This window comes from Mycobacterium persicum (genome assembly GCF_002086675.1).
In the GTDB taxonomy this organism is placed as follows: domain Bacteria; phylum Actinomycetota; class Actinomycetes; order Mycobacteriales; family Mycobacteriaceae; genus Mycobacterium; species Mycobacterium persicum.
Genome location: NZ_MVIF01000046.1, coordinates 23158 through 41815, shown reverse-complemented (window position 1 = coordinate 41815; position 18658 = coordinate 23158). Strand labels below are relative to the sequence as shown.

Genomic DNA, 18658 nt, shown 5'->3' with positions numbered 1-18658 from the left:
CCCACCACCCCCACGGGCACCGGGCGCAGCCAGGCGTCCAACACGAACAACGCCGCACCCGGCACCGGCGAGCCGATCGGCGGCGGCGCCGCATCGGCAACCAGTGGCGCGCTCGTCGACACCCAGACCGTCGCCTCTGTCGGGCCGTAGGTATTGATCATCATCGGCCCGGACGCCCACCGATCCACCAATTCGACAGGACACACCTCGCCGAGCAGCACCACAGCCGCGGACTCCAGCCCACGCCGGGGCAACATCGCGATAGCGGAGGGAGTTTGCGTCAGCACGTCGACGTGTTCCCGTACCAGCAGCGCATGCAAATCCGGGGACGAGCGCGCCACCGCATCCGGCACCACCACCAGCCGCCCGCCGTGCAGGAGTGCTCCCCACATCTCCCATACCGAGAAGTCGAACGAATACGAATGGCATTGGGCGCCGGCCTTTCCGGCGGTGGCGGTGAATGGCGGCACTACCTCGAAGAGTTGGGTGACGTTGCGGTGGCTGATCGCAACACCTTTGGGAGTACCGGTGGTACCGGAGGTGTACATGATGTAGGCGATGTGGTCGGCGTCGGGGGGCGGTGGCGCGGTGCCCGGATAAGTATCGATTCGGGGATCGTCGACGTCGATGACTGCCAGATCGGTGCCGACTCCGGCGGCAACGAGTAACGGGGCGAGGTCGGTGGTGGTAATCGCGGCCTTGGGGGTCGCGTCGTTGAGCATGAAAGCGATGCGCGCGCTTGGGTGTTGGGTATCGATGGGTAGGTAGGCCGCCCCGGTCTTGAGCACCGCGAGGATGGCGATGGTGGCCGGGATGGAGCGCGCCAGCAGCAGCGCCACCACGGCGCCGGGGCCCACCCCGGCATCGATCAACGCGTGGGCCAGCCGGTTCGCGGCCCGCTCCAGTTGGGCGTAGGTCAGCGTTCGGTCCACACCGACCAGCGCCACCGCCCGCGGTGTGCGAGCGACCTGGGCGTCGAACAACGCCGGTATGGACACCGGCGCCGTGGTTTTGGCCAGGGCTGCGCGGTTCCCGATTTCATCGAGATGGGCGTGTTCGTCGGCGTCGAGCGCATCGATCGACGACAGCGGCGCACTCGGATCGTCGGTCATCGCGGTCAGCAGCCGTTGCAGGCGGTCGCGAAGCCTCTCGATGCTGGAGGCATCGAATACATCTGTGCGGTAAGTGATTTCACCGTTGATGCCAGCGGGCGCCCCGCTGGGTGCGAAGCGGTCGCCGAAGGTGAGGGTCAGGTCAAGGTGGGCGGCTTGGGTATCGGCGGGGACGGAGCCGACACGCAGTCCGGGCAGGATCAATTCGTCGGCCGGGGCGGCGCTTTGCCAGGCCAACATGACTTGGATCAGCGGGTGATGGGTGAGGCTGCGGGTGGGGTTGAGCCGTTCAACGATCACCTCAAAGGGCACGTCCTGGTGCTCGTAGGCGTCCAGGCTGGCTTCCCGGACCCGGGTGATCAGCTCGGTGAGGTTAGGGTCACCGGCCAGGCTGACTCGCAACACCACCGTATTGACGAACAGCCCGACCATCTCCTCGAACGCGGGGTCGGTGCGCCCGGCAACGGGAATGCCCACCGCGATATCGGTGCTGCCGGTCAGACCGGCAAGCAACGCAGCCGCGCCCGCCGCAATGACCATGAAACTCGTGGCGCGATGCTCGCGGGCCAACCACGCAATCCTGCGGTGCAATGCCACCGGCCAGTCGACGGCGATGCTGGCGCCGGCGTGCCCGGCCACTTGCGGGTAGGGGCGGTCGGTGGGCAGCTCCAGCCGTTCCGGCAGTCCGGCCAGGGTTTGCTGCCAATACACCAGCCCGGCGGAGATGGTGCTGGCGGGGTCGTCCGCGTCACCCAGCTGGGCACGCTGCCACCGGCTGTAATCGGCGTAGTGCAGTGCCAACTCTTCCCAGCCGGGGGCCGCCCCTGCTCGGCGGGCGGTGTAGGCGGTGGCCAGGTCGCGCAGCAGCGGACCGAGTGACCACCGGTCGGCGGCGATGTGGTGCATCACGATGACCAGCACGTGTTCGTCGGCGCCGACGCTGAAAAGCTCTGTCCGCAGCGGGATTTGGTTGGCCAGATGGAACCGGTAGCCGACCCGCGCGGCAATGGCCTGCTGCAGCCGGGCTGCCGACCACGTGGCGGCGTCGGTGATCTGCCAGCCCGTGTCGGCGGCGGTGGCATCGACCACGCGCTGCTCGGGGATACCGTCGGTGACCGGAAAGACGGTGCGCAACGAGCGGTGGCGGCTCGCCACATCGGTGACCGCCGTGCACAGCGCCTCGGTGTCCAGCCGTCCAGATAACCGCAGCCCCACCGCCATGTTGTAAAGGGGGGACGGCCCTTCTAGTTGATCAATGAACCACAACCGACGTTGCCCGTAGGACAACGGCACCGGCTTCGGCGGCGCCGCGGCCACCAACGGTTGGACGCCGTCAGCGGCCGAGCCCATGGGAATGACCAGGCCCGGCACCGAGGGTGCGTCGACGAGGGTGCCCACCACCCCTGACCGATCCAGGGCCACAAGCGATTTCCACGCTGACGTACCGGCGGACACGCATCGCGATATATCCCTGCACTCGGCTTTTGCGAGACATCCAACCTACACCCGAGCCCGACGGTGTGTCGCCCGCACCATCGGTCCTAACGCCTGTCGCGTTTCCAGAATTCGCCAAGGATTCAGGTAGCGGCTGCGGCGAAGCTGTGCTGGTCGAGGTACTCGCGCCGCGATGGCGGCCTTGGAAGAGAGCAGCAACACCAATGGCTGGCACCAACCGCAGGCAATCCCCGAGTCGCCCGGCGACGCAGGGAGGAATTCGCCGGCTGGGTGCGATGCTGCTGCCCGCCAGCCCGGCAGGTCGCACACTGGCGATCAGTGGGGGTATCGATTCGCTGGGCACCGGGCTGTTTTTCGCCTCCTTCACGCTGTACTTCGTCGGGATCGTCAAAATCGGTGCGCCGCAAGTCGCCTTTGCCAGCACCGCGGCCGGAATCCTCGCTCTGTTCGTCCCGGTGCCATTGGGCCGGCTGGCGGACCGACTGGGGCCCGGAAGGCTCTACATCGGACTGCTGGTGCTGCGTGGTCTCGGCTACTGCTGCTTTGCAGGCGTTTCCGACTTCAAGGGCTTTCTGGTTCTCACGGTGGTCCTCACCGCCGCAGACCGCGCGAGCACACCGCTGCAGCAGTCGGTCGTCCGGGCGGTGATCGGCAACCAGGACTGCACTCGGACGATGGCCTCAATCCGCGGCGTGCGGAACCTGGGCCTGACCGCGGGCTTCCTGCTCGCCGCGGGGGCGTTCGCCGCCGCCGCGACGTCGGTGTTCACCGCGCTCTTTGTTGCCAACGGGATCTCTTTCCTGGTGGCGGCCGCCATGGTGTGGCCGACGGTTTCGCGGACGCAAGCCGTGGTGGCGGCCGAGACTCCGACACCCAGTCCGGCGGCCGGAGCCGCGGCCGGCCAGCGGTCCCCGTTCCGCGACCGGTGGTTCGTGGTATTCACGATCGGCAACGGCGTGTTGTGGCTGCACGACAGCGTGCTGATCGTGCTGCTGCCGATTTGGGTCATCAAGCACACCGCGGTGCCCGCGGGATGGGTGCCCGTATTCATGGCGGTCAACACCGTGCTGACGGCGGTGCTTCAGGTTTACGTCGCGCGGTTCGCTGACGGGGCTGCGGCCGCGAATCGGGTACTGGGACTGGCGGGTCTGCTGCTGATGGCCTGCTGCGGCTTCCTGGCCCTCGGCCAGGCGGCGACCACCACCATTGCGGTCTTGGCGGTGCTGACGGCCGTCGTGCTGCTCTCGGTCGCCGAGAACCTCCACAACGTGGCCGCCTACGAGCTGTCCGCAGAGCTGTCACCCGAGACAGAGTTGAGCCGCTATCTCGGCGCCTTCAGCCTCGCCTACACCGGCCAACAGGTCATCGGCCCTGCCGTGATGGCGGTGTTGATGCCGGTGGGACTGATCGGGTGGCCGGTGCTGGCGAGCGCCTTCGGCGCCGCCATTGTGGTCTCGCGAGGTGCTGCCGGCCGCTGCCTGGCCGAGCGTGCCGGAGTGACGCGCCGTCGCGCCGTGGGGGCACATCGGCTGTTCTGCGTTTCGCTGCCCGCGGCGTGCGCGGCATAGCGGCGAAAGCTCAGGCATCGACGTCGGACGTCATCGCGCGCAGCGCCGAAACCAGTCCGTGGGCGAACTCTTCGGCGACTTGATCGGTCACCGCAAGCGGGTTATCGGCCAGATATACCGACGGCGCCCGATGCTCGCCGCGGACCATCACGTGCACATCGGCGCGCGGTGGGCCGAGCGCCCAGATGCTCGGCTGGTCAAGCAGATTGAGCGTGGAATCGGGCACCGTGGGCTGGTTGGGGGTATCAAACTCGGCCAGCACCGTCATCCGGTCGGGGTGATCGAAAAACGGCTGCATCGGCGTGGGATCGGTGGCCAGCGGCACGCAGCTGTTGTCCAAGACGTCGAGAAGTGCGTCGCGGGCCTGCGAAATAAGTGGCCCCGCACGTACATCCGACGTAATTCGCATCGGACGCGGCTCCATCAGGGGCGCCACCGCACCGTCCAGCTCCTGGGTGTCGCGGTGGCCGACCTCGGTCAACAGCACGGTTTCGGCCGCGCCGACCTGCCGCCGCCAGACCAGGTGTACCGCGGCAACGACCGGCGCCAGCAGCGTGGTCCGGCACGCCGAAGCAAGCGCAACCATGGCTTGTTCGTCGTCGGCCGTCAGCGGCACCCGCCGTATTCGCGCCGCCGTCACCGCGGAGCGCGGCACCCGCGGATCGGCACCAAAATTCGCATCCGCAAGTTGTCGCCGCCAGTGCAGCCGTTCGGCCCTCGCGTCGGAATCGTCCGACCCGGCGGCCCGATCAGCCAGCACCGCACCGAATTGCGCCGGTGGCGGGCCCAAGTCCGGCGGCGGACCGGCATGGCACAACAAACACAGCTCCTGGGCGAGCACATGCAACGACCACGGGTCGGTGATCAATCGGTCCAGGCCCACAACCACATACTGCTGGGGCGGCTGGACCGTTGCGACCAATCGCACCCGCCACAACGGTTTTCCCGCGCACCGGTACCCAGCCAGCGCCAGCGCCGCGGCGAAGCTGCCGATGTCCCCGCCATGGGTATCGACCCCGAGAACGGCGTCGAGAACCGCTTCGGGCGAACCCACCGACAGGTCCGGCCACACCAGTCGCAACGCTTCGTGCCGCGACACCAGCACGGGCAGCCGGGCAACCAGCATGTCCGGATCAATATCGACAGCCTGGAAAACCAGCGGAGCAAAATCGGCTCCCAGCGGACTGCTGGCGTCACGTAGCCCGATGAGCCAACCCGGCACGCTCACTCGCGCGCCACCGGGTCAGTCATCGCGACCAGAACGCGCCGCTCGCCACGGTAGGCGGCCCGGCCGTGCAGCGTCGTCACGTTGTCCACCACCAGAACATCACCGCGGCGCCACGAGTGGGCCACTGAAACAGCTTCCAGGACATGGCGAATGGCGTCGAGATCGCGTTCCGGTATGGGCTCGCCGTCGCCGTAGGACGCATGGTGGGGCAGCCCCTCTTCGCCGAACTCATCGAGCAACACGTCGCGGATCTCGACCGGAAGGGCCGAAGAATGCCACTGTTCGGCCTGGTTGAACCACACCTGCCGGCCCGAGTCCGAATCATGGATGAAGGCCGGCCGGCATTCGACGATACGCAGCGCCCCGCCGGGCAGCCACGTCGCGGTCGCGCCCGAATCTCGCAACAGACCGGCCACCTTGTCCCGGTCGGCGGTCTCGAAGGTCTGCTGCCATGATTTGCCCGGCCCGGACCCGCTGCGCATGGTGCGCAGGTATCGAATCCCCTTGCGCCGCATGCAATCGACAACTTCCTGCAGCCGGGGGTGCGCAACCAGGGCGCGGCCGTCGGCGAGCAGCGTTTCACCGCCCTGGGCCGCGGGCCGTGCACAGCAGAAGTACAGCCGCTTGGGCCAGCGGTCCGAGTACGACATTTCGTTGTGCGGGCTGATCGGCGCCTCGGGCGGATACTCGGTGGACGTATAGATCCCGTTGCCCAACGCGGTCCGGGGCGAGTTCCCGCCGACATAGCGCGTCGGCTCGATGCCGGCCCGCCCCGTGATCGCCTGCAGCCCGCCCGCGTCGCCCACGTTCCACCCGCGGGCCAGTAGCGCCCCATGTTCGGCCAATAATGTTGCCACGCAATCGTTTTCGGAGATAACCTCGGCCAGCGCCGACGGCGTGTCACGACCTCGGGGAAGCACGACCGGTAGGCATCGGCGGCCTTCTCGGCCGCGCAACCACATATCCTCCCGGCGCCAGGACCGCCGGTGCCCGGTAATTCGCGGTGTCGGGATGGAGCCGTTGCGGCCGGGGCGCAGGAAGTCGGCCACTTCCGCCGCGTACCTGGGCGCGGCATCCTGCGGGAGCATGTGTCCGCCGCCGGGCAGCGTCCGGATCACCGCCTGCGGGTGGGTGTCGGGCCAGTGGGCCACCTGCTGGACCGGACACGCCGGGTCCGCATCGCCGGCGAGCACCAGCAACGGCGTCGTATGGTCCAGCGACACGCCCATCGCCGACTCGAACACCTCGCAATCGGCCCGGATGGCGCCGGCGAACAGGGTGAACAAGGCACCGCTGTACTTATCGGCCGCCGGGAAGGTGCCCAGGTGACGGCACCAGTCAAGTCGTTGCGCGTCAGTCATTTTCGATAGCGGCCGGGATGGGTCGAGGTAGGCCGGCGGCACCACGGCCGACATGACCACGGCCCGTGCGGGCCGGCCTTCGCGCTCCAGGCGAGCAGCCAGCGCCGACGCCACGTAAGCGCCGACGCTGTGGCCGATCAGCACCCCGCCCAGCAGCTGCTCCGGCAGCTGATCGAGGTAGAACTGGACCAGCTCGCCAAGCTCGTGCAGGACGGGGCCACCCGAGCGTGGTCGTCCGGGCGGATCAACCGCGGTGACGCAGTAGCCGTGTTGACCGAGCTCCGCACTGAGCCTGGCAAACGAGTGCGGGCTTCCTCCGCCGTGCGGGAAGGCCAGCACTGAGCGGTGCGGATCCGCGGTGTCCGCAGGTCCATAGCAGAGCAGGCCGAAGCCGGCGGCCTGTCGCTGGTAGCCGGCCACCGGTCACCTCGCCGCCACGGCCACGGCGTGGTGCGGAAACGGCCGGCCTCTGTTGTCGGTGCTACGAATCTTGTTGTGGCCGTAGGTGTCCTGGCCGGCTACCAGGACGGCACCGTAGTGCGTGAGATCGAAGTGCCCGCCGTGGGCTTCGAACGAGGGCCACCCGGGATAGACCTTGACTTCCGTCGGCACGTATCGCGATGCGATCGCAAACCGGGTAGACCTTTGGGTGGTGTTCGGATAGGAGGCGTGCACACACCTGGCCGTGAAGATCACGCACTGCCCGGCTTCCATTTCCACGGCCAGCGCTTCATCCTCGGGTGGTACCCACTGCGGGTCGATGCGAAATTCTTTGAAGTCGTAGCCGAAGAACGATCCGCTGTCCTCCATGGCAGTGACGGAGCTGTACTCGCCGTCGCGGCCAATAGTGACCGACTTGCTTTCGTCGTAGTAGAGGGTGCGGTGTGACCCGGGCAAAAATTTCATGCAGCCGTTTTCCTTGGTGGCTTCGGTGAAGGTGGTCCACACGGTGATATCGAGCGGCAGGTCGTCGGATTGGGTGCTGTGCTGCAGCATCGCGGTTCCGGTGGCGTATTGATAGTTGCGGACCTGATGCCACTCGGTGCCCGGGGTGCCGGGGAACTTCGGAAAGAACTCGGTGCGCCAGGCGAGCAGATCCGGCCCGAGAATCTTGCCGACCTTCTCGATGATCGTCGGATGCCCGATATGTTGTGCCAGCTCGGGGATGTCGAAATGACGGTCGTAGTTGACCTCGTTGTCGAACAGGATGTGGCTGCGGTCCTGGTTGCCGATACGGATGCGCCGCAACATCGCTTTCGCCTCGTCGGGCGAGTAGAGCGTGAACGGCCCGATGACGCCGTTCTCCTCGAACCCGCGCAGGTCCGGGTCCTCGATCAGGTTGGCTACACCACTCATTGAGAATCCTTTCCGATTCACTAAAGAGCTTCCAGCGATCGTGCGAGCTCCCGCTTCAATTCGGCGCCCAGCTCGGCGATCGAGCCGTTGGAGTCGTTATGCGGCGCCTGGCCGTCGCCGGGCGCCGTCACGGCGGCCAGATGAGCGGCCAGGGCAGCGCAATGGGGATAGTCGTAGATCAGCGTCGGCGGCAGGTCGATTCCCGTCGCGGCCATCAGGTCTCGCCGCAGCCGAAGGCCGGCCAGCGAGTCCAAGCCGAGATCTACCAAAGGAGCGTCAACGGCCACCGAGTCGCGGCGCAGCAGTGCCGCGACCGCGCGGCAGACGAACCCGGTGATTTCTCCGCCCGCTACGGCCTCCCGCCACTGGTCGGTGCGAGCAGCCGCGTCATGAACCCCTGGCTCGGCCCAGACCTGCGCGGCTAACGCTTCCGGCCTCGGCATCAACCCAGAATCACCTTCTGCCACAACGGGATCGGGCAAGGCGTAATAAGTGGCCCCGCCCATAGGCACCCGATCCAGCGCGTCGAGCCACTGGTCTGCCGGCAGGGCCCGCGGCCCGGAGCGGGGATCGAGCTCACGGCTCATCCCCACCTGCTGCCACGGCCCCCAGGCCACGGTGGTTACCGCCGGTCCGGCCGCCCGGCTCAGCGACTCGAGCGCCGCGTTCGCGGCGGCGTACGCGGCCTGTCCCGGCGAACCCAACAGCGACGCCAGCGACGACATCACCAACATCGGGCACCCATGCTCAGCGGCCAGCCGCGCCAGCGCTGCGGTGCCGAGCACCTTGGGTGCCAGCACCGCGCGCAGGTCGGATTCGGTTACGCGCGAGGCGATCGCGTCGCGCAGCACCCCGGCGGCCGCGATCACCAGCGATACCGATCCCCGGGGTAGCGACCGGGCCAGGCGTTCCACGTCTGCAGGGACCGCCAAATCCGCCCGGGCGAATTCGACGACGCAGCCGGGCGGGCCGGCCGGGGGTTGCCCGGGCGGGTTGCGCGCGACGAGCACCACCCGTCGCGCGCCGTTGCGGGCGCACCGCTGGATCATCCGGGCTGCGATGCCGCCGGTGCCGCCCCCGATCACGACGGTATCCAGCGGGCCGGTCAGTCCCGTCGGCGACGCCTCGCCGGAGGTGTCCGGCGCATCGATCAGGAGCGGGGCGAGTCGCAGCGTGTTGCGCAGCGCGATCTCCGAATGATCGGTGCGGACGATCTCCGCGCTCAGCGTCGCCGCGTCGACGGTGCTGTCGCAGTCCACCAATCGCCAGCCGGGGCCGGGTGATTCGGCACGCGCAGACCGGACGAAACCCCAGACCGCAGCTTGATCGGGGCGGCCCGAGGTCGATCCCGGTACGTCGGCACCCCCGACGGTGAGGGTCACGACCGGCACCTGAGGGCTGGCTGCGGCCACGGCCATCGTAGAGCGCAGCGAGATCCAGTCCCGGGCCGGGTCTGTCGCGTCCGCCGTGTCGGCGCCGCCGAGCGCGGTGAGGTCGACGATCCCGTCGGCCGACTGCAGCGCCTTCTCCAGCACCCGGGTTGCCCGCGCCAAGTCTGTCCGCAGCAGCTCATCCCAGTCCGGCACTGTGCGGCAGCCGGGCACCTGGTTCCGTACCGCGTCGACCGCCGCGGCGCCAGCACGGGGTGCCAGCACCACCGGACGTCTACCGTCGACGGCTGACGTGTCGGCGTCCAGTGGCGTCCATACCACGCTGGCAAGCCGGACCGGGCGGAGCGCCGCGGCGGAGCCGGCCGCGTCGCGGCGCGGCCAGTAGGTGGTTCGCCGGAAGGGGTAGGCGGGCAAGGCGATTCGGTGCGCGCGCCGATGCAGTGCGGTGCCCGACCAGTCCACGGGGACGCCTCGGTCACGGAGCCCGAGCAGTAGGCGCGCGCTGGGTGGAGCCTGGTCGTGACGGTCCAACCGGACCAGACGATCTGCCAGTGCCGGGCGGTTGACCGCGACGATCTCGGCAAGAACTCCCGAGGGCGAAAGGTCCACGAACACGGTGCCGGTGGGGATGATCGAGGCGCCCACGGCGTCGCCGAAGAAAACTGGGTCGCGCACTTGGCGGCCCCAGTACACCGGGTCGGCGACCTCGCTACCGATGCGCCCGGTCACGGTCGACAGCATCGGGATGGCGGGCGCACCCGGTTTGGCCGCCGCGGCCGCGGCGGCGACATCGTCGACGATCGCCTCCATCATCGGGCTATGGAAAGCGTGCGTCGTGCCCAACGGTGTGGTCCTGACGTCGCGTGCGCGCAGTGCCGCGCAGACCGCGGTCAGCTGCGCGTGCGGCCCGGACAAGACCACGCTGTGCTCCGAATTGATCACCGCCACCGCAACATCGGTGGCGCCGGCCGCGTCGATGGCGGCTGCGGCGCCCCCGGCGTCGATGACGGCGACCGCCATCGCGCCGCCCGCGCACCGCTGGTCCATCAATCGGCCCCGCGTACCGGCCAACACCACCGCCTCGACCGGACTGAACACCCCGGCGATCGCGGCGGCAGCCAGCTCACCGAGGCTGTGCCCGATCACCAGGGCCGGACGCACGCCGGCCGCGGTCAGCGTTTGGGCCAGCGCGATCGCGGCGGCCACCAACGCCGGCTGTAGGTTGGCTGCCTGTCCTCTGCGAGGGTCGTCGGCGCAGCCGATGAGCTCGGTGAGGTCGGCGTCAAGGCGCGGCCGCGCCTGCTGATGGAGCGCTCCGAACGCGCCCTGGAAGTCCTCGTCGACGGCTAGCCATCGATGTAGTACAGACCAGCCCTCGCCCCCCTGTCCCGGGAACAGCAATGTCACCGGGCCCGCTGCCGCCGGCGTCAACTGTGTTGTGGTGTCGACCGATTCGGCTGCGGTGGCCAGGCGGTCGGCGGCCTCCGCGGTGGTGGCCGCTACCACCGACAGGTTCGCGCGCAGCGGCGCACGACCGGCCAGGCTGGTCAACGAGACGTCGGCGAGCTCGACCGGTTCGGTGCCGCGCAGCCGGTCGGCCAACCTCAGGGCGGAGTCACGCAGGGCCTCGCCGTCGCGGGCCGAGACGGCGATCAGGTACCGCCCGCCCCCGCGGGATTGGCGTGGCTGACGCGAGGGTGCCTGTTCGACCACGAGGTGCGCATTGGTTCCGCCGGCGCCGAATGAGCTGACGGCCGCCCGTCGATGGCTGCCGTCGGGTCCGGGCCACGGTGTGGCCACGGTCGGCACATAGAGCCGGCTGTCGGCGAGATCGATCTCCGGGTTGAGCCTGCGAAAGCCCGCAACCGGAGGGATGACGCCGCGCTGCACGGCCAGCACCACCTTGATCAGACCGGCCACGCCGGCCGCGGTATCCAGGTGCCCGATGTTGGCCTTGACCGCCCCGATGGCACAACGGTTGCGATCGTCACCGTCCAATACCGCACGCAGGGAACGGATTTCAATGGGATCGCCGAGCCGGGTACCCGTTCCGTGGGTCTCTGCCAGGCCGATGGTCTGCGGACTGCGCCCAGACAGCGTGTGCGCCGCGGCGATCACCTCGCGTTGGCCCCGCATGCCGGGCGCGGCAAAGCTCGACTTGTCCCGGCCGTCGTTGTTGATGGCGGATCCGGTGATGACCGCCCGGATGGGGTCGCCCGCGGCGACGGCATCGGCGTATCGCTTGAGCACCACCACCCCGACACCATTGCCACCGACGGTGCCGTCGGCGTCAGCGTCAAAGGGCAGGCAGCGGCCGCTCGGCGAAAGAATCCCGCCGTTCTGATGCAGGTAGCCGCAGGCAACCGGGACATGCACCGCGGCGGCGCCGGCGAGCGCCATATCGCATTCGCCCGACAACAAACTCTGGATCGCCAGGTGGGTCGCGACAAGCGCGCTCGAACACGCGGTCTGCACGTTGATTGCCGGCCCCCGCAGGCCCAGCTGAAAAGCGACCCGGGTGGCCAGGTAGTCGCCCCGGTTCGCCACCGAAATCAACGGCACGGCGCTGCCTTCCACGAGGTCGGTGTCGGCGAGCACCGCCTCGGTGAGGTAGGACGACATCCTGGCGCCCGCATAAAGACTCATCCCGGCGGCGGCGAAGCAGCCGACAACGGCCGCCGGTGATTGCGGTGAATGCCCGGCGTCTTCCAGTGCCGCCCAAGCGCATTCGAGAAACAACCGGTGTTGCGGATCGGTCAGCGTCGCCTCCCGCTCGCTGATACCGAAAAACGTCGCGTCGAAGGCGTCGGCGTCCTCGAGGAACCCGTCGACGGGCACGTATTCCGGTGCGTCGACCAATTTCGGCGAAACACCGTGCCGTAGCAGCTCGGCGCGCGAGTGCCGGCGAATCGAGCAGACGCCGGCAACCATGTTGCGCCAGAACGAGTCCGGGTCGGCTGCCCCGGGGAACCGGCAGCTCAGCCCGATCACGGCGACGTCGAACTCGCTCATCAGCTGGTCCCGGACGCCTCACGTAATGACGCGCGCCGGAGCAGGTTTGCCCGCGGATCCTCGACTGGCGGCTGGCCCTTGTCCGCGCGACCGGCCCCGGAGGCGCCGCGGTCCTCGATCACCTCGGCCAGCTCCCGCAATGTCGGGTACTCGAACACCGCGACCGCGGGCAATGGCACACCCAACAACTGCTGCACCCGCTCCTGCAACCGCGGCACCAGTAACGAATGCCCGCCCAACTCGAAAAAGTCATCCTCCGCCGAGACGTCGGTCAGCTTGAGCATCTCGGCCCAGATACCGGCGAGCACCGCCATGGTCGAGCCCCGATCGGCCGCCGCGGCCGGTGCCTGCGGGTGCTGCCCCAGCACGTGCACCGCGACCGGGACCCCGAACGCATCGGTGATCGCCGGCGTGAGATCCGTTGCGGGCCCGGCCATCCGGACCACGATCCGTTCCAGTGGCCGCAAGCCTCCGCCGAGGTGTGCCAGGCGCCGATTGCTGGTATCCAGCCCCACCGCATACCACCCCGGCCGGCAACGCAGGACGGCGTCCAGCGCATCGATGGCCGCCGCGGGGTCGGCGGTGGCCAGCCCCATCTCGGCCGCCAGGTCACCGCCGGCGACGTCCTGGCTCATACCCGGACCCGCCCACCGGCTCCATGAGATCGACCAGGCACGTCTGCCCCGATCCCGGTGACGGGCCGCCAGCGCATCCTGGAACCGGTTGGCGGCCGCATATGCGGCCAGTTCCGGCGCGCCGACCAGGGTGTGCACCGAGCTGAAATACACCTCGATCGCGTGGTGGCGTGCGGCCAGGAGCCGCTCGATAGCGATCGCGCCCCGACCCTTGGCGTAGAGCGCATCGTCGATGTCGGCCGCCGACAGGTGCACCGCGGACCGTCGCACCAGCTCACCGGCCAGCGCGAACACTCCGTCGATGGGCCCGCCGCAGCGCTGCTCGAACGCCTGGACCGCACCGCACAGGGCCACCTCGTCGACGGCATCCACCGCGAGATAGGTCACCTCTCCCCTCTGGCGACCCATCTCGCGCAGCGCGCGCAGGTTCTCCCCGCGCGGCCCCGCGGGCGCGGCGGAGTCCAGCTCCGATGTCCCCACGATGAGCAGGCGTGCGCCGAATTTCCGGAGCAGGTACTCGCAGACGTGCCGGCCGACACCGCCCAGTCCGCCGGTGACCAGGTAGCGCCCTGCGGCCTGGAGTGCGGATTGCCCGGTTGCCCGGATCGGCGCCGGCGCGGTGGTGAAGATCCGCCGGACCGGCAGGCCAAGGTCCACCTCGGCCGGTTCCGATCGGGACAACTCCTCGGCGACCGCTTCGGGTGAGGCCGCGGAGCCGATGACCCGGACCGACAGCCAGGGCAGGTCCCGACCCGCGCTGTGCGCAAATGCCGCCAGCGCCTGGCCATAGTCACAGCCCGCCGGGGCTACCACCGTCAGCCGCGACGGCCGCGACCCGCCGGCCGGCTCGATGACGCGCAGCAGGGTTGCCAGGTCGGCGCATCGAGCGACAACGTCGTCGGGTGTCGGTGGCCCCGCCGGCAGCACATAGACCACATGCTGCGCGCCGCCGAGCGTATCCGCGGGCCCAAACATGCCGGCGCTCAATGCATCTCCCCGATTCCGCAACGCCCGGGCCAGCGCGTCGGCGAACTGCCCGCGGTCGCCCAGCAACAACACCGACAAGTCCGCGCCGCGGGGTGCCGATTCGAGGGTGGGTGTGCACAGCACCTCCACCACGGGAGGGCGATCGCGCGGGTCCGGCGCACAACCGAACAGCCGCTCGCGGATCAGTGCCCGTTTCGGTTTGCCGATCGACGTCTTGGCCACGTCGTTTCGGGTGACGGCGCGGATGGGGGCGGGGCAGACGTGGAATTCCCGCAGCATCGCGCGGCGTACCCGTTCGGCCACCTCGGCGGCGGGGTGTCCGGGCAGCGGCACGAAAACGACAGCGATCTGTTCGGTGGCGGCATCGGTGGCACGGACGCCGAAGGCGACGCTCCATGTCGGGTCGACCCCGGAAACCTTGTCGACGACGGCCTCGACCTCGCTCGCGGTGATGTTGCGGCCGCCGACGATGATGACGTCTTTGTCCCTGCCGATGATGGTCAGGCCCGCGGGTCCGATCACGGCGCGATCTCCGGTGTGCAACCACCCGTCGGGGTCCACCGCCGACGCGGTGGCCGCGTCGTCGTCGAGGTAGCCGGCGGTGATCATCGGCCCCCGCACCTGCAGTTGCCCTGGTTCGCCGTGCGGCTGCACCGCACCGCTGTCGTCAACCACTCGTACCGTGCAGCCCGGAATCGGTTGCCCCACCGGCACGTGCGGGCTCGACCGCTCGACCAGCCCGGGGGCGAAGCCAGCCGAATACACCACCCCCGAACACGTTTCAGACATCCCCCAGGCCGGGTGCATGGCCTCCGGCGGCAGGCCGTAGGGGGCAAGGGCGGTCAGGAAGTCCAGGCATTGATCGGCGACGACGGGCTCGCCGCCGTTGAGAATGAAGGTCAGACACGACAAATCCCATGGGGGCCGCTCGTCGGGCGGCAACTCCCGTAGCCTCGCCGTCACCAGCTGGCAGGCGAAGTTGGGTGCCCAGGTGACCGTGACCCGATACCGGTCAACCAGTTCCAGCCAGGTCAGCGGCTCACGCAGGACCAGCTCGGTGGGCACCTGCACTTGCCGGCAACGCAACCAGACGTCGCGGATGTGGAACATGACCAGCCCACCGACATGGTCGAGCGGGAACCAGTTCAGTGAGATTTCCTCGGCGCTAAATCCGTTGTGGGCGCTGGCCGATGCGGCATTGGAAAGGACCGCGCGGTGCGTCTGACCGACGATCTTGGGCGTACCGGTACTGCCGCTGGTGGGCAATCCGAGCACCAGGTCGTCGGGCGATCGGCTGACCACCGAGCCGGGCGGGGCCGCGCGCAACTCACCGATGTCGGCAAAGCCCGGCGTGTTTTGCGCCGCCGTCAGATCGGTCACCACCACCGCCGCCGCGGCCGACGACATGGTGGCCTGCAACGCACCCAGTGCGGCGTGCGGCTCAACGGTGTCCGGCAGCGGCGACGGGACAACGATCAGCCCGGCCAGCACCGCACCCCAGAATCCGGGCACGAAGCCGGCGGGTTCGCCGCATGCCAGCACGACCCGGTCGCCGGGGCGCAGCCCGCGTTGTCGCAGGCCGCCGCACACCCGTTGGGCATCGCCGAGAAGCTCGTCATAACCGGCCATGGTGACTCGCCCGTCACGGCGGTGCAGGCGCAGCGCGTCGCGATACGGGCACTCGGCGGCCGCCGAAACGAGCAGTTCGCCCAGCGTCGCCGGGCCGCCGGGGCGGGCGTCCCCACCACTCAGGATGGAAGCCGGCGCTCGTTGGTCGCCGATCGGTTGTCGCACCGGCTGCCGTGCCGTGCCGATTGTGCCGGCATACCCATCCGCGGCCGCGGGCGCGAACGCCACGCTGGCCGCGGGAGCTGCGCCGCGGGCGGTCATCGCGGCTTCGGTTCGGGCGAGCGTCGTTTCGTCCAGCACCGGTAGCATCGCCAGGCTCGCGATGTCTGCCTCACCGTCGGCGGTGCGGGGCAGGCTCGAAACCAGCACCACGTCGACCGGCATCGGCGCCGCGGCGGCGGTGATCGTGTCCCGAATCCGGCGGCTGGTCACCGGTCGGGCCGGCACCACGTAGGCGACCAGGCGTCGTTCACCCGCCGCGGTGCCGCGCTCGATAACAGTGCAGTCCAACGCATCTGGCGAGTCAGCGAGTAAGCGGGCGATATCGGCCCGCAGGTCCGATCCCACGCTGCCGATGCTCACTTAGCCTCCTTCAACTCGAAATTCGTGGCGATGGGCGCCAGCCGAACGTTGTTGTCGCTGTTGCGGCTTTCGGCCATGCTGGTGGCGGTGCTGATGTCTGGATAGTCGTCGACGCCCAGCAGCCGGACCAACCCGCCGGCATAACGTCCGCGCAGAACAAAGGCGCTCCAGATCGGGTCGAGAGCGGGACCGGTCTGGGACGCACCCGGCGGCCACTGTGGCGCCAGATACTCCTGAACCACCCAATCCCCGGTGTCGCAGGCATTTTCGACGAGGCCGCGCCAGGCCGCGGGTGACGTGTGGTGACCCAGATACACCTGCGTGCCGCCGTCGGACGTGGCGTGCTTGAGCACCATCTCGGGCTGCCGCGAGACGGCCAGGCCGGGAAGATCCACCCACTGCCCATGCCAGCGGGTAGTGCCCGGCCGGATGCTTCGGGTCCATGCGACGGTGCCGCAGACCAGCCGGCGCTCCGCGGGCGTCAACAGCGGTCGCTCCTCGTCGGCTTGCCGACTCAGTTCGGCGAGCACCCTGCGGTCGTTGACCACCGCGGCGATCGGGCCGCTATGCAACGAGACGAGCCCCCGCTTGGCAGCGGCGACACATCGCATCCGGGGGGCTCCGTCGAGCACGTCACCCTCCAGCAGGGCATGCACCCGCTCCCCCGCACAGTAAATGCCATCCGGGCCAACCTCGAGGTCTGCGTAGTCGGCGAAATGGAACCCGCCGGGTGTGACGCCTGCCCGGGCCGCCGCCGCGCGCCACGCCGGAAGACAGGCGTGGCGCACGGATTCGGTGAACTCCGCCGAGCCCGGCGCCCGGATCACCACCAGGCCAACGGATTCCCCCGCTGTCGCCACACCCGATTCCCGGGCGCACGCGTGCGCCATATCGCACACGGCGACAAGCGGGTCGGCAACCGCCGGTGACCAGCCGCGCTGCTGGGTCCAGCACCCATGGACCAGCCAGCCGCCCGCGTGGGCCGCATTGACGTCGATGCAGCGAAACCGGCCGTCGGAGTAGACGAGATCGGGTCTGGACAGGCATCCGTCCAGCCCGTCGGGCGGCTCGAGCACGAAGCTCAGCCAGTCTTCGTCGACGTCGGGCAGGACCTCGGCCAGCGTTCCCGCGTCGGCGAGCCGCGACGGCAAAGCCAACGACAGCGCGATGACCCGTCGCGCGGTGTCGGCCAGTTCGACCAGTGTTGCCGCCTCGATGCCGGCTGCCGATTCTCCGAATCGATACGGGGACAACACCGTCGCGGTGTCCCCGTCAGCCAACACTGGCACCTGCGGCGATGATCGGGAACTGGCGGATCGGGTCGTTGGTCGGCAGTCGCACGATGTTGCCGTCGGCTTCCCTGGTGATCGCGACGGCACCTTCGGGAACGAACTGCGCCACCAGCGCGCGGCGGATATCCCCGGTGGAGTTGGGTCCGGTCTGATGCGGCGTGGTGCCGCTCATGCACACGATCGTTCCGGCTTTCGTCGTCAATGACTGTGCGGTGGCCGGTGTCCGGTCATAACAGACATATCCGAGCGGCGTACGCCGGTGGGCGATGGTGCCGAGGGTGTGCACGCCGGGCACCATCTGCAGGCCACCATTGGACTCGTCGCTGTCGCTGAGTGCCACCCAGCACGTCAGGTACTGCTGCGGCTCGACGAAGGTGTACCCGTTGTCCTGATGCCAGGGGAACGGTTGGGGCGAGAACGGCTTCTTGTACACCGCCTGGTCCCAATACAACCGCACGTCGGGCCCGATGATATCGAAGACCATGTCGCAGAACAGTTTTGAGGTATAGAAGCGTCGCGTGAACGGTGAATTGCGAACGATGTGGGTGGTAAAGGTGATCTCGTCGGCGCGTGCGATGAAGGCTCGCCCCTCCTGCATTCCCCGCAACCGTTGCTCGCCGATGCGTTCCAACCGGTCCACCTCGGCGATCAGCGTCTCAACGACGTCCGGCGGCACCACGTCGGGCAGCACGCAGTAACCGTCGTCGTTGTATTGCCGGCGCTGGGCGTCATCGAGCAGCCGTGAAGGTCCTTCGATCGGTCGCCACGCGAAGTCGGTGTTCCATTCGTGCAACGGCAGGCTGGTCGCTTCCGGTGGCGACGTGTCGTCGGCGCGGAAATTGTTGGCGCAGAACGTGCGCCAAGCCGCGGTGGGGTCGCTGAAGATCTCTGGGCTGTACCGGGTGGGTCCGGCTCGCACAACAAAGTCGTCGTGGACGAACAACACCTTCGCCGGCGCCGGGCTGGCGTCGAGTTGGCGGGCCAGCGCGGGAAACGCGCGCAGCACTGTGGCCGGGACTGCGGTTGCTGAGGTGCTCATAACCGTCTCTC

General features: G+C 68.9%; 8 protein-coding genes and 1 pseudogene. 1 reads left to right on the top strand and 8 read right to left on the bottom strand.

Features of this window, described 5'->3' with window-relative positions:
* Positions 1 to 2510, bottom strand: a pseudogene (locus BST40_RS15375) (non-ribosomal peptide synthetase); the annotation flags it as partial.
* 260 nt (positions 2511 to 2770) lie between these two features.
* Between BST40_RS15375 and BST40_RS15370 the strand changes: the two are divergent.
* The gene (locus BST40_RS15370; protein WP_082275435.1) at positions 2771 to 4135 is read left to right on the top strand and encodes an MFS transporter; all 1365 of its coding nucleotides are present in this window, start codon (positions 2771 to 2773) and stop codon (positions 4133 to 4135) included.
* 10 nt (positions 4136 to 4145) lie between these two features.
* Here the strand turns inward: BST40_RS15370 and BST40_RS15365 are convergent, their stop codons facing one another.
* The 7 genes from BST40_RS15365 to BST40_RS15335 are packed head-to-tail and all read right to left on the bottom strand — an operon-like array spanning position 4146 to position 18647.
* Positions 4146 to 5363: a condensation domain-containing protein gene (locus BST40_RS15365; protein ID WP_142276737.1), complete on the bottom strand. Its 1218-nt coding sequence runs from the start codon at positions 5361 to 5363 to the stop codon at positions 4146 to 4148.
* A complete protein-coding gene (locus BST40_RS15360) occupies positions 5360 to 7144 on the bottom strand; it encodes an alpha/beta fold hydrolase (protein WP_083154638.1) in 1785 nt (594 codons plus the stop codon). The genes BST40_RS15365 and BST40_RS15360 overlap by 4 nt, the downstream gene beginning before the upstream one ends.
* A gap of 3 nt (positions 7145 to 7147) precedes the next feature.
* The gene (locus BST40_RS15355) at positions 7148 to 8080 is read right to left on the bottom strand and encodes a chlorinating enzyme (RefSeq protein ID WP_082275437.1); all 933 of its coding nucleotides are present in this window, start codon (positions 8078 to 8080) and stop codon (positions 7148 to 7150) included.
* 20 nt (positions 8081 to 8100) lie between these two features.
* On the bottom strand, positions 8101 to 12483 hold the full coding sequence (locus BST40_RS15350; RefSeq protein ID WP_083154637.1) for a type I polyketide synthase: 4383 nt from the start codon (positions 12481 to 12483) through the stop codon (positions 8101 to 8103).
* Positions 12483 to 16316, bottom strand: a complete 3834-nt coding sequence (locus BST40_RS15345; protein ID WP_083154635.1) for an SDR family NAD(P)-dependent oxidoreductase — start codon at positions 16314 to 16316, stop codon at positions 12483 to 12485. The genes BST40_RS15350 and BST40_RS15345 overlap by 1 nt, the downstream gene beginning before the upstream one ends.
* Entirely contained in the window at positions 16313 to 17596 is a 1284-nt protein-coding gene (locus tag BST40_RS15340; protein ID WP_131808301.1) for a hypothetical protein, read from the bottom strand. Before BST40_RS15340 ends, BST40_RS15345 begins: the two co-directional genes overlap by 4 nt.
* Positions 17589 to 18647, bottom strand: a complete 1059-nt coding sequence (locus BST40_RS15335; RefSeq protein ID WP_075547428.1) for a phytanoyl-CoA dioxygenase family protein — start codon at positions 18645 to 18647, stop codon at positions 17589 to 17591. Before BST40_RS15335 ends, BST40_RS15340 begins: the two co-directional genes overlap by 8 nt.
* Positions 18648 to 18658: the final 11 nt, after the last annotated feature.